The sequence below is a fragment of the Novilysobacter longmucuonensis genome (assembly GCF_046600735.1).
Classification (GTDB): domain Bacteria; phylum Pseudomonadota; class Gammaproteobacteria; order Xanthomonadales; family Xanthomonadaceae; genus Novilysobacter_A; species Novilysobacter_A longmucuonensis.
The window spans coordinates 12,124-23,909 of the sequence record NZ_JBJMAW010000003.1; the positions used below are offsets into that span (position 1 = coordinate 12,124).

Below are 11,786 nucleotides of genomic sequence, written 5' to 3' on the forward strand. Positions count from 1 at the left end.
GGGTTATAGTACATACGGTGTCGTACGTTTGGCGCTCCGCATGGAGCTGCCACGTCCCGGCGCATCAACTCGCCCCGGTCGAGGCACGAACAACTCCAATGGAGAATATACGCATGCAACACGCACACCGCATCGCGCGCCTGTCCGCGCTGGCGCTGGGCGTCACCGGCGCGCTTGCGTTCGGCCAGCTCCACGCATCGGGCTTCCAGCTCAAGGAAAACAGCGTCAAGTCGCTGGGCAGCGCGTTCGCCGGCTCCGGCGTCAAGACCGGCGACAGCTCGGTGGTGATCAACAATCCGGCCACGATGACGCAGTTCGAAGGCACCACCATGCAGGCCGACGTGACCGTGATCGACCTGTCTGCCGAGTTCCAGGGCGAAGGCTACGACCTGATCGGCCAGCCGCTGACCGGCGGCAATGGCGGCCAGGCCGGCGACACCACCCCGGTGCCGGCGCTGTCGGTGGTGCACAAGCTCGACAACGGCCTTGCGCTCGGCGCGATGGTCAGCGTGCCGTTCGGCTTGAAGACCGAGTACGAGCCGGGCTGGGTCGGTCGCTACTATGCGGCGACCTCGGAGGCGCAGATCGTCGATGTGACCTTCTCCGCCGCGATCGACGTGATCCCCGACCACCTGTCGGTCGGCATCGGCGCGATCTATTCCAGCGCCGACGTGACCCTGTCCAAGGCGGTCGATTTCGGCACGCTGCTGTTCGGCAACCCCGCGACCCGTCCGCTGCCGTTCGCGCGGCCGCAGGCGCGTGACGGCTTCGCCGAAGTCTCCGGCGACGACACCGGCTTCGGCTGGATCCTCGGGGTCAATCTGCGCCCGACCGACAAGCTGTCGATCGGCCTGACCCACCGTTCGGAGATCGACTACGAGCTGGAAGGCGAGGTCGACTGGACCGTGCCGCAGGACGTCTCGGCGGTGTTCTCCGCCAGCCCGACCACGCGCGTGCTGTTCCAGGACGGCGCGGTGCGGGCGAACCTGACCACCCCGGCGACCACCACGCTGGCGATGGCGTACCAGTTCACCGAGCGCTTCATGCTGGCCGCGACCTACGCCGAGACCGGCTGGGAGTCGCTGCAGGAAGTGCGCATCGATTTTGTCAACCCGGATCCGGACTCGGTCGAGCAGTTCCAGTGGGACACCACCCGTTTCAGCTCGATCGGCGGCGAGTTCAAGCTCAGCGACGCCTGGACCGTGCGTGCCGGCTACGCCTTTGATGAGACCCCGACCACCGTCGCGCACCGCACCCCGCGCCTGCCCGACGAGGACCGCCAGTGGTACTCGCTGGGCGCTACCTGGCAGCTCAGCGATGCACTCGGCATCAACTTCGCCTACACCCACATCAAGCCCGACGAGCCGCAGATCGCGATCACCACCCCGCCGGCGGCGGGCGGCCAGCGCCTGTTCGGTTCCTTCGACAGCGAGGTCAACCTGTATGGCGTCTCGGCGCAATACCGGTTCTGACCGACGGTTCAATCCGACACGAAAAAGCCCCGCTCCGGCGGGGTTTTTTTGTAGGAGCGCCCCATGGGCGCGATGCGCCGGTTGCCGGGGCGAGTAAAGCGATCGCGCCCATGGGGCGCTCCTACGGGTTCATGTTTTCGCGCGAGCTTGTAGGGTGGGCACGCCGTTTGTGCCCACCCGCGCCATCAGCCAGCGGTGGGCACAAGGAACGTGCCCACCCCACGATTCACTCCCCCAGCGTCAGCAGCGAGGCGTTGCCGCCGGATGCGGTGGTGTTGATGGTGATGGTCTTCTCGGTGGTGAAGCGCGGCAGGTAGTGCGGGCCGCCGGCCTTGGGGCCGGTGCCCGACAGGCTCTGGCCGCCGAACGGCTGCACGCCGACCACCGCGCCGACCTGGTTGCGGTTGACGTAGCAGTTGCCGACCCGGATGCGCGCGGCAATCTTCTCGACGGTCTCGTCGATCCGCGAGTGGATGCCCAATGTCAGGCCGTAGCCGGTCGAGTTGATCGCGTCGATCACCGCATCGAGCTGGTCGGCCTTCCAGCGGATCACGTGCAGCACCGGGCCGAAGATCTCCTTGTCGAGCTGGTCGAGCGATTTGAGCTCATACGCACGCGGCCCGAAGAAGCTGCCGTGGGCGGCATCCGGGCCCAGTTCGACCGCGGCGATCGGGGTCGCCTCGCGGTCCATGCGCTGCGCATGGGCGCGCAGCGTCTCCAGCGCGTCCTCGTCGATCACCGGGCCGACGTCGGTGGACAGCTCGCCGGGGTCGCCGACCTTGAGCTCGGCCATCGCGCCGGCCAGCATGGTGGTGACCCGGTCGGCGATGTCGTCCTGAACGAACAGCACGCGAGCGGCCGAGCAGCGCTGCCCGGCCGAGGTGAACGCCGAGGACAACGCGTCCTGCACCAGTTGCTCCGGCAGCGCCGAGGAGTCGGCGATCAACGCGTTCTGGCCGCCGGTCTCCGCGATCAGCACGCCGATCGCGCCGTCACGCGAGGCCAGCGCGCGGTTGATCGCGTTGGCCGTCTCGTTGGACCCGGTGAACGCGACGCCGGCCACGCGCGGGTCCTTGGTCAGCGCGGCGCCGACGGTGATGCCATCGCCGGGCACGAACTGCAGCACGTCCTCCGGCACGCCAGCCTCGTGCAGCAGCCGGGTGGCGACGTAGCCGACCAGGTTGGTCTGCTCGGCCGGCTTGGCGATCACGCTGTTGCCGGTGGCCAGCGCGGCGGCGACCTGGCCGATGTAGATCGCCAGCGGGAAGTTCCACGGGCTGATGCAGACGAACACGCCGCGCCCGGCCAGGTGCAGGGTGTTGGTCTCGCCGGTCGGGCTGGGCAGTGCCTCCGGGGCGAACATGGTGCGCGCCTGCGCGCCGTAGTAGCGCAGGAAGTCGACCGCCTCGCGGACCTCGCCGACGCCGTCGGCGATCGTCTTGCCGGCGTCCTTGGTGCACATCGCGATGAAGCCTGCCATGCGCGCCTCCAGCAGGTCGGCGGCATGCTCCAGGATCGTGGCGCGGCTCGCACCGGGCGTTGCGTCCCACTTGGGCTGCGCGGCGACCGCGTTCTGCAGGGCCTGCTCGACGGTCGCGCTGTCGGCGGGCAGCCAGTGCCCGACCACCTCGCGGCGGTCGGCCGGGTTGGTCACCGGCAGGCGGTCGCCCACCGGGTGCGCACCCGGTACCAGTGGCTCGGCATACCAGTCGTTGCGCACCGAGGCGTTGATCTGCTCGGCCAGCTCGCGCAGCTGGCCGTCGTCGGCGAGGTTGACGCCCATGGAGTTGCTCCTGTCGCAGTACTTCAGCGTGTCGGCAAAGCTGCGGTACAGATCGACCGGCAGCGGGATGTGGGGGTGCGCGATGGTCTGGAACGCCGACACGGTCTGCACCGGGTCGCGCACGAGGTCATCGATGGCGATGGCCTGGTCGGTGATGCGGTTGACGAAGCTGGAGTTGGCGCCGTTCTCCAGCAGGCGACGCACCAGGTAGGGCAGCAGGTCCTCGTGGCTGCCGACCGGCGCATACACCCGGCACGGCACGTCCATGCGATCGGCCGGGATCACCTCGTCATACAGGTCATCGCCCATGCCGTGCAGCTTCTGGAACTCATACCTGGAGCCGGCGCGCTTGCCGCTGGCCGCGTCCCCGGCGGGACGCAGCAAACACGCCATGCGATGGAGCGTGGCGATGGTATGCGCGTTGTGGGTGGCGAACATCGGATAGAGCGCGTCGCCGGCCTCGAGCATGCGGCGTGCGCAGGCCAGGTAGGACACGTCGGTGTTGGGCTTGCGGGTGAACACCGGGTAGTCCGGCATGCAGTCGACCTGGGCGTGCTTGATCTCGCTGTCCCAGTACGCGCCCTTGACCAGCCGCAGCGGGATCCGGCGGCCGCACCGGCGGGCGAGGTCGACGATGAAATCGATCACCTCCGGCGCGCGCTTCTGGTAGGCCTGCACCGCCAGGCCGTAACCCTCCCAGCCCTCCAGCGACGGATCGATGTAGGCCGCGGCGAACACGTCGAGCGACAGCTCGAGCCGGTCGGCCTCCTCGGCATCGATGGTGAAGCCGATGCCGTAGGACTTGGAGAGCTGCGCCAGCTCCAGCACGCGTGGCACCAACTCGGCCATGACCCGCACGCGCTGGGGATGCTCGTAGCGCGGGTGCAGCGCCGACAGCTTGACCGAGATGCTCGGCGTGGCGAACGATTCCGTGCCGCCGTTGCCGGGAGCCTCATCGCTCTTGCCGATTGCATGGATCGCGTCGCGGTAGGCCTGCAGGTAGCGCAGCGCGTCGGCCTCGGTCAGTGCCGCCTCGCCGAGCATGTCGAACGAATACCGGTACTGCGCGTTGCGGCCCTTGCGCGAGCGCGCCAGCGCCTCGCCAATGGTGCGCCCCATGACGAACTGGTGGCCCATGATGCGCATCGCCTGGCGCACGGCCAGGCGGATCACCGGCTCGCCGACGCGACCGACCAGCCGCTTGAAGGCGTTGTGCACGTCGCGCTTGGTCTCGTCGGTCAGGTCGACTAGGTGGCCGGTCAGCATCAGGCCCCAGGTCGAGGCGTTGACCAGCATCGAGTCGGACTGGCCCATGTGGCGCTTCCAGTCGGCCTCGCCCAGCTTGTCGCGGATCAGCTTGTCGGCGGTGCCCTGGTCGGGAATGCGCAACAGCGCTTCGGCCACGCACATCAGCAGCACGCCTTCCTCGCTGCCCAGATCGTACTGGCGCATGAATGCTTCGATCGCGCCCTGGTCCTTGGTGCGGGCGCGGACCCGGCGCACGAGGTCGGCCGCGGTCGCCTGCGCCGCCAGGCGCTCGGCCTCTGGCAGGCGCGCGCCTTCGAGCAGGCGCCGCACGTGCGTGGCCTCGTCGCGGATCCAGCCGGCGGTGATGGCCGCGCGCGGCCCGGTGGCCGGCGGCGGCAACTCCGGGAGTATCGTGCGTGAAGGCATCATGTGCGTCGGCGCAGCGTCGACGTGGCCGTCGGCGACGGCAGGGGTGAATTCGGTGGTCATGGAACCCGCGGACAGGCGTGGAAGCCCGATAGTTTATAGGTTTCGGCGCGATTCGGACCGTGCCGCGACCGGCGTGTTGCTCGCGTGATCAAGGCGCCTGCGCTGCGTCTTGCAAGACCGCCGGAGACTGCGGCAGCACGCGCCCTGGCGGCGCCGAACCGGCGCTCGACGCCGCATTCGGCAAGCCGTTCACAACGCCTCACGGCTTGCCGCGACGCGGTTCGGCGGCTACCATTTCGCGGATATCCGTAGCGCCCTGGGGTGAACACCGCCCCGGCGTGATGGGCTCGGGCAGAACGCGACGGGCTCGCCAGCCACCTGTCTTTTCCGGGGTTTTCCCGGACGGCCCTCCGCGTGCCAGCACGCGCCGGACCGGGACAGGCAGCCCGCGGTGCAACCACAACGCAGCCCTCGGGTTGCAAGCAGCCATTCTTGGGGCTCGATCTTGATGAAAGCCGGTCGTTTCGAACACTTGGCCACGCGGTGTGCAGTGGCGATCGCCGCCATCGCGACGCCCGTCCTGGCGCAGGCCACCAGCCTCTCCAGTGCCGACCCGCAGCGTTGGCAGCTCAACATGGGCCGCGGCGTGACCCATCTGTCGCAAAACGCCTACGAGGCGCACATGCTGGCGCTGTGGATCTGCATCGCCATCGGCGTGCTGGTGTTCGGCGCGATGGCGGTGGCGATGTTCAAGTTCCGCAAGTCCAAGGGCGCGGTGGCCGACCGCGACTTCACCCACAGCACCAAGCTGGAGATCCTGTGGACGGTGGTGCCGGTGATCCTGCTGGTGCTGATGGCGTTCCCGGCGACCAGCAAGCTGATCGAGATGTACGACACCCGCGAGGCCGAGATGACCGTCAAGGTCACCGGCTACCAGTGGATGTGGACCTACGAGTACCTCGGCGAGGACGTGCGCATCACCAGCCGCATGGACCGCGAGAGCGACCGCATCCGCCAGAGCGGCATCCGCCCGACCGAGGCCGACCACGCCTACTACCTGCTCGACGTCGACAACCCGCTGGTGTTGCCGATCGACACCAAGATCCGCTTCGTGATCACCGCCGACGACGTGATCCACGCCTGGTGGGTGCCGGCGCTGGGCTGGAAGCAGGACGCGATCCCCGGCATCGTCAACGAGGCCTGGACCGACATCCGCGAGCCGGGTATCTACCGTGGCCAGTGCGCCGAGCTGTGCGGCAAGGACCATGCGTTCATGCCGATCGTGGTGCGCGCGGTGCCCAGGGACGAGTTCCAGCAGTGGCTGGCCGCCCAGCAGGCCGGCAGCGCGCCGCCGATGGCCGAACCGGTCCCGGCCGATGCCGGCGGCACCGGCACGCAGCCGCGCCAGCCCGACCCGGAGATGGTCGAGGACGTACTGCAGGGCGAGGAGCCCACCGCGCCGGTCGATGCACCGATCCAACCCGAATCCGACGCCCGCGCCCCCGCGGGCGGCTGAAGTGCTCATGCTCCGCCGGACGCTTCGGCCCGCCGGCACTTCGTCCGCCGGCACTTCGCCCACTATTTTCGCCAAGCATTCTTTTTGAGGTAGGCCATGGCTGCCACGCACTCCGCTGTCGCTAACGCCCCTGACGGGCACCACGACGACCACGCCCATAAGCAGGGGTTCGTCGAGCGTTGGTTCTTCTCGACCAACCACAAGGACATCGGCACGCTGTACCTGCTTTTCAGCTTCACCATGTTCCTCATCGGCGCGGCGATGTCGGTGATCATCCGGTTGGAGCTGCAGACCCCCGGGCTGCAGTGGGTCGACCCGATGTTCTTCAACCAGATGACCACCATGCACGCGCTGGTGATGATCTTCGGCGGGGTGATGCCGGCGTTCGTCGGCCTGGCCAACTGGATGATCCCGCTGCAGATCGGCGCGCCGGACATGGCGCTGCCGCGCATGAACAACTGGTCGTTCTGGATCCTGCCGTTCGCCTTCACCCTGCTGCTGATGACCCTGTTCCTGCCCGGCGGCGGCCCCGCCGGCGGCTGGACCCTGTACCCGCCGCTGTCGCTGCAGGGCGGCAGCAACGTCGCGTTCGTGATCTTCGCGATCCACCTGATGGGCATCAGCTCGATCATGGGCGCGATCAACGTTATCGCCACCATCCTCAACATGCGCGCCCCGGGCATCGACCTGCTGAAGATGCCGATCTTCTGCTGGTCGTGGCTGATCACCGCGTTCCTGCTGATCGCCGTCATGCCGGTACTCGCCGGCGCGGTGACCATGCTGCTGACCGACAAGTTCTTCGGGACCAGCTTCTTCAATGCCGCCGGCGGCGGCGACCCGGTGATGTTCCAGCACATCTTCTGGTTCTTCGGGCACCCGGAGGTCTACATCATGATCCTGCCGGCGTTCGGCATCGTCAGCGAGATCATCCCGACCTTCGCGCGCAAGCCGCTGTTCGGCTACCAGGCGATGGTCTACGCGATCGCGGCGATCGCGTTCCTGTCGTTCATCGTCTGGGCCCACCACATGTTCACCGTGGGCATGCCGCTGGGCGGCGAGATCTACTTCATGTTCGCCACGATGCTGATCGCGATCCCGACCGGGGTAAAGATCTTCAACTGGGTGACCACGATGTGGCGCGGCTCATTGACCTTCGAGTCGCCGATGCTGTGGTCGATCGCGTTCGTGATCCTGTTCACCATCGGCGGCTTCTCCGGGCTGATGCTGGCGATCGTGCCGGCCGACTTCCAGTACCACGACACCTACTTCGTGGTCGCGCACTTCCACTACGTGCTGGTCACCGGCGCGCTGTTCGGCATCATCGCCGCGGTGTACTACTGGTGGCCGAAGTGGACCGGGCGCATGTACAACGAAGGGCTGGCCAAGTTCCACTTCTGGTGGACGATGGTGTTCGTCAACCTGCTGTTCTTCCCGCAGCACTTCCTCGGCCTGGCCGGCATGCCGCGGCGCATCCCGGACTACAACGTGGTGTTCGCCGACTGGAACCTGGTCAGCTCGATCGGTGCGTTCGGCATGTTCGTCACGCCGTTCCTGATGTTCTACATCCTGTGGCAGTCCAAGAAGCACGGTGCGCCGGCCGAGGCCCGCGCCTGGGAGGGCGCCCGCGGCCTGGAGTGGACCGTGCCGAGCCCGGCGCCGCACCACACCTTCACCAGCGCGCCGGTGATCCGCGACGGCGACCTCGCCCACGGCGATATCAGCCACTGAGGCGATCCGCCAAAAGCATGAAGCGGTCCGCCAAGGACGCGAAAGGCGCAAAATGAAAAGCAGAAACGAACTTTGCGTATTTCGCGACCTTTGCGGACGTTCGATGAGAGTTGATGAGTCCACCCGATGACCGCCGCAACGATGTCGATGTCCGCCGCCAGCGCGCGCGGCGCACCGCGCTGTGGGTGGCGGCAGTCGCGGTCGTGGTCTATGTCGGCTTCATCCTGACCGGAGTGATCGGGCGATGAACGAGGACACCACCCACCAGGCCGCCGCCAGCAACGGCAACCGCAACGCGCCGCGCAAGAGCAGCACCGGCATCGTCAAGATGGTGCTGGTCGCGCTGGGTGCGTTCGCGTTCACCTTCAGCCTGGTGCCGCTGTACCGGATCGCTTGCGAGAAGGTGTTCGGCATCCGCCTGGAGCGTGGGGTCGCCGAGGGCGTGCAGGAGGCCCGCACGCCGGCAACCGAACGCTGGGTCACGGTGCAGTTCGACGGCGGGGTCAACTCGAGGCTGCCGTGGGAGTTCTCGCCGCACCAGCTCGACATGCGCGTGCGCCCCGGCCAGCAGTACGAGACCACCTACTACGCGCGCAACACCAGCGATCGGGTGGTCGTCGGCAGCGCGACCCCGTCGGTCGCGCCGGCGCGGGCGTCGGGCTACTTCAACAAGACCGAGTGCTTCTGCTTCACAGCGCAGACCCTGCAGGCCGGCGAGGCGCGCGACATGCCGGTGCGCTTCATCATCGACCCCAACCTGCCGGCCGACATCAAGACGGTCACCCTGTCGTATACGTTTTTCAAGAACGACGTGCTTACCGCCCGCGCCTCAAGCGACGATGACAGGCTTGCCGCCACCCGCTGATCGTCCGGGCATCGCCACCTGATCGCCGTCACCGCCTTTCCACCACATCCAGCACCACATTACGGAAGCCGCCGCCATGGCCCAAGCCCATACGCCAGACGCCAACATCTATTTCGTGCCGCACAGCAGCCGCTGGCCGTTCCTGGGCTCGATCACGCTGTTCATCACGATGATCGGCGTGGCCAACTGGCTCAACGATGCGGGCTGGGGGATGTGGGTGTTCCTGGTCGGCGTCGCGCTGACGATCGCGGTGCTGTTCGCCTGGTTCGGCGACGTGATCCGCGAGTCGGTCGGCGGCCGCTACAACAAGCAGGTCGACACCTCGTTCCGCATGGGCATGGTGTGGTTCATCTTCTCGGAGGTGATGTTCTTCGGCGCGTTCTTCGGTGCGCTGTTCTACGCGCGCCAGTACGCGCTGCCGTGGCTCGGCGGCGCGGGCGACGGCATGCTGACCAACAGCCTGCTGTGGCCTGAATTCAGCACCGGCTGGCCGAGCAGCGGGCCGGGCGTGGTCGGCGGCACCTTTGAGACCATCCCGGCCTGGGGCCTGCCGCTGCTGAACACCCTGATCCTGCTCGCCTCGGGCGTGACCATCACCATCGCCCACCACGCGCTCAAGGCGGCCCACCGCGGGCAGTTGCTGTTCTGGCTCGGTGCGACCGTGCTGCTGGGCGCGCTGTTCCTGTTCTTCCAGGTCGAGGAGTACATCCACGCCTACCGCGACCTCAACCTGACCCTGGGTTCGGGCATCTACGGCTCGACCTTCTTCATGCTCACCGGCTTCCACGGCCTGCATGTGACCCTGGGCACGATCATGCTGGCGGTGATCTGGTTCCGCTGCCTGAAGGGCCACTTTGACAAGGACAACCACTTCGGCTTCGAAGCGGTGGCCTGGTACTGGCACTTCGTCGACGTGGTCTGGCTGGGATTGTTCCTGTTCGTCTACGTGCTGTAAGCAGCGCGGGACCAATGTAGGAGCGCCCCATGGGCGCGATGCCTTTCGTGCGGACGAAGCGAAAGCATCGCGCCCATGGGGCGCTCCTACAGGAGCATTACGTGGACGTGGATGAGCCGAGCGCTCAGCCGCCAACGCCGTGCGGCGTGATCCAGCCCATGTAGATCGACAGCGCGACGAGCAGGATCAGCGCCACCGAAAGCGCAATGCGACGGGTCAGTGCGTTGACCGTGCGCTTGCTCTGGCCCTTGTCCACCAGCATGTAGTAAAGCCCGGCGCCGAGGTTCCAGAGTATGAGGATCAGGAAGGCGATGACCAGCAGGGTTTTCAGCGAATCGTTCATGGCGGGGTCCGCGGTGCGCCGGGGCGGCGCCAGGTGCCGATTATCGCAGCCGACCGGCCGTCCGGCGTGAGCCGTGTCGTGGCCGGCAGGCGCTGGAACCTGGTGTTCGGCTGGACGCTGGCGGTGCTGGCGATCGCGGCGTTCGCCAATCTTGGCGCGTGGCAGCTGCGGCGCGGCGCGGACAAGCAGGCGATGCTCGATGCCGCCGACCGCGTGCTGGGCGAACGCCGCGCGCTGCCGCTGGCGGCGGCGGCCGACCCGGACCGCACGACACGCTACGACTGGGCCGCCGGCCGCGGCCGCTTCGACCCGCGCGACGCGCTGTTACTCGACAACCAGCAACGCGACGGCCGCAATGGCGTGCGCGCGTACCGGATCTTCGTCCCGCTGCAGGGCCCCCCGCTGCTGGTCGAGCTCGGCTGGCTGCCGCTGGAGGGTACCCGCGAAATGCCGGTGGTCGAGCGCCCGGCCGGCACGCTGGAATTGCGTGGGCTGCTGACGCCGCCGCCATCGGCCGGTCTCGCGCTCGGCAATGCGCTGGTGCGCGACGATGGCGCGTGGCTGATGATGCGGCTCGAGACCGACGCCATCACGCGCGCGGCGGAGCTGCCCGTCCCGCTGGCCCCGCGCGTGCTGCGGCTCGACCCGGCACTGCCGCTGGGCTTTGATCGCGATCTCGAACTGCTCGCCAATACCCTGCCGCCGGCCAAGCACCGCGGCTATGCGGTGCAGTGGTTCGGACTGGCGTTGACGGTGCTGGTCACCGCCCTTGTCCTCACTTTCCGCAGATCATCCCGATCACCCAGCCGATGAGCCGCCGCCGATGAGCCGCCACCAATGAACGTCGATAGCCGAACCCGCAACCGCAACCGGATGTGGCTGATCGCGATCTTCGCGATGTTCTTCGGCAGCATGCTGGTCGCCGGCCTGCTGCGCTTCTCGGGTTGGCGCCCGGAGGGCATGAAGAACCACGGCGAGCTGCTGCAGCCGCCCGGCGACCTGCGCCAGGTGGTGCCGACGCTGGCCGGCGGCGGTGCCTACCATTGGGACCAGCGCGCGCGCATCTGGCGCATCGCGCTGGCGCCGCCGGCCTCGTGCACCACCGAATGCGAAAAGCTCGCGCGCGACCTCGACAAGGTCTGGCGGCTGTTCGGCAAGGACGCCGATCGCGTCCACGTGCTGTGGGTCGGCACGCCGCCGGCGCAGGTGCTGCATCCGGATGCGCTGCGCCAGTTGCAGCCCGACCCGGCCATCCGCGCCGCCCTGCCGCGCGTGGACGGCGCCCCCGACGAGCCGCGCGAGGGCGTGCCGGTGTACGTGATCGACCCCAACGGCTTCGTGATCATGCGCTACCCTGCCGGCTTCGATCCGGCCGGGCTGCGCACCGACCTGTCCCGGCTGCTGAAGCTGCGCTGATGCAGCCCGGCACCGGCATCGCCCCGAGCTC

General features: G+C 67.9%; 10 protein-coding genes. 8 read left to right on the forward strand and 2 right to left on the reverse strand.

The genetic code is table 11. From position 1 onward, the window contains the following. The first annotated feature begins 113 nt into the window (after window positions 1-113). Entirely contained in the window at window positions 114-1,472 is a 1,359-nt protein-coding gene (locus ACJQWM_RS04125; protein WP_332706789.1) for an OmpP1/FadL family transporter, read from the forward strand. 226 nt (window positions 1,473-1,698) lie between these two features. Here the strand turns inward: ACJQWM_RS04125 and putA are convergent, their stop codons facing one another. Beyond that, complete coding sequence (gene putA, locus ACJQWM_RS04130; RefSeq protein ID WP_332706824.1) at window positions 1,699-4,932, reverse strand: bifunctional proline dehydrogenase/L-glutamate gamma-semialdehyde dehydrogenase PutA; 3,234 nt, start codon at window positions 4,930-4,932, stop codon at window positions 1,699-1,701. Between the two features lie 508 nt (window positions 4,933-5,440). Between putA and coxB the strand changes: the two genes are divergently transcribed. The 5 genes from coxB to ACJQWM_RS04155 all read left to right on the forward strand — a co-directional run bounded on the left by coxB (window position 5,441) and on the right by ACJQWM_RS04155 (window position 9,996). Then, entirely contained in the window at window positions 5,441-6,448 is a 1,008-nt protein-coding gene (gene coxB, locus ACJQWM_RS04135; RefSeq protein ID WP_332706792.1) for a cytochrome c oxidase subunit II, read from the forward strand. Window positions 6,449-6,544: 96 nt separating this feature from the next. After that, complete coding sequence (ctaD, locus tag ACJQWM_RS04140) at window positions 6,545-8,176, forward strand: cytochrome c oxidase subunit I (protein WP_332706795.1); 1,632 nt, start codon at window positions 6,545-6,547, stop codon at window positions 8,174-8,176. Window positions 8,177-8,289: 113 nt separating this feature from the next. Then, window positions 8,290-8,424, forward strand: a complete 135-nt coding sequence (locus ACJQWM_RS04145; RefSeq protein WP_332706798.1) for a hypothetical protein — start codon at window positions 8,290-8,292, stop codon at window positions 8,422-8,424. Beyond that, on the forward strand, window positions 8,421-9,041 hold the full coding sequence (locus ACJQWM_RS04150) for a cytochrome c oxidase assembly protein (RefSeq protein ID WP_332706801.1): 621 nt from the start codon (window positions 8,421-8,423) through the stop codon (window positions 9,039-9,041). The genes ACJQWM_RS04145 and ACJQWM_RS04150 overlap by 4 nt, the downstream gene beginning before the upstream one ends. A 76-nt stretch (window positions 9,042-9,117) precedes the next feature. Beyond that, entirely contained in the window at window positions 9,118-9,996 is an 879-nt protein-coding gene (locus tag ACJQWM_RS04155; RefSeq protein ID WP_332706804.1) for a cytochrome c oxidase subunit 3, read from the forward strand. 124 nt (window positions 9,997-10,120) lie between these two features. Here the strand turns inward: ACJQWM_RS04155 and ACJQWM_RS04160 are convergent, their stop codons facing one another. Then, on the reverse strand, window positions 10,121-10,339 hold the full coding sequence (locus ACJQWM_RS04160; RefSeq protein ID WP_332706806.1) for a twin transmembrane helix small protein: 219 nt from the start codon (window positions 10,337-10,339) through the stop codon (window positions 10,121-10,123). A gap of 33 nt (window positions 10,340-10,372) precedes the next feature. Here ACJQWM_RS04160 and ACJQWM_RS04165 point away from each other — a divergent pair, with 33 nt between their 5' ends. Both ACJQWM_RS04165 and ACJQWM_RS04170 read left to right on the forward strand, forming a co-directional pair. After that, entirely contained in the window at window positions 10,373-11,152 is a 780-nt protein-coding gene (locus ACJQWM_RS04165) for an SURF1 family protein (protein WP_411306684.1), read from the forward strand. Between the two features lie 24 nt (window positions 11,153-11,176). After that, window positions 11,177-11,755 carry an SCO family protein gene (locus tag ACJQWM_RS04170; RefSeq protein ID WP_332706809.1) on the forward strand — a complete coding sequence of 193 codons (579 nt, stop codon included), beginning with the start codon at window positions 11,177-11,179 and terminating at the stop codon, window positions 11,753-11,755. The last annotated feature ends 31 nt before the right edge of the window (window positions 11,756-11,786 follow it).

What these genes read in the sequence shown, in the direction of transcription:
- ACJQWM_RS04125 (WP_332706789.1), top strand. Translation starts at nt 114, where the DNA reads ATGCAACACGCACACCGCATCGCGCGCCTGTCCGCGCTGGCGCTGGGC.
- coxB (WP_332706792.1), top strand. Translation starts at nt 5,441, where the DNA reads ATGAAAGCCGGTCGTTTCGAACACTTGGCCACGCGGTGTGCAGTGGCG.
- ACJQWM_RS04145 (WP_332706798.1), top strand. Translation starts at nt 8,290, where the DNA reads ATGAGTCCACCCGATGACCGCCGCAACGATGTCGATGTCCGCCGCCAG.
- ACJQWM_RS04150 (WP_332706801.1), top strand. Translation starts at nt 8,421, where the DNA reads ATGAACGAGGACACCACCCACCAGGCCGCCGCCAGCAACGGCAACCGC.
- ACJQWM_RS04160 (WP_332706806.1), bottom strand. Translation starts at nt 10,339, where the DNA reads ATGAACGATTCGCTGAAAACCCTGCTGGTCATCGCCTTCCTGATCCTC.
- ACJQWM_RS04170 (WP_332706809.1), top strand. Translation starts at nt 11,177, where the DNA reads ATGAACGTCGATAGCCGAACCCGCAACCGCAACCGGATGTGGCTGATC.
- putA (WP_332706824.1), bottom strand. Translation starts at nt 4,932, where the DNA reads ATGATGCCTTCACGCACGATACTCCCGGAGTTGCCGCCGCCGGCCACC.
- ACJQWM_RS04155 (WP_332706804.1), top strand. Translation starts at nt 9,118, where the DNA reads ATGGCCCAAGCCCATACGCCAGACGCCAACATCTATTTCGTGCCGCAC.
- ctaD (WP_332706795.1), top strand. Translation starts at nt 6,545, where the DNA reads ATGGCTGCCACGCACTCCGCTGTCGCTAACGCCCCTGACGGGCACCAC.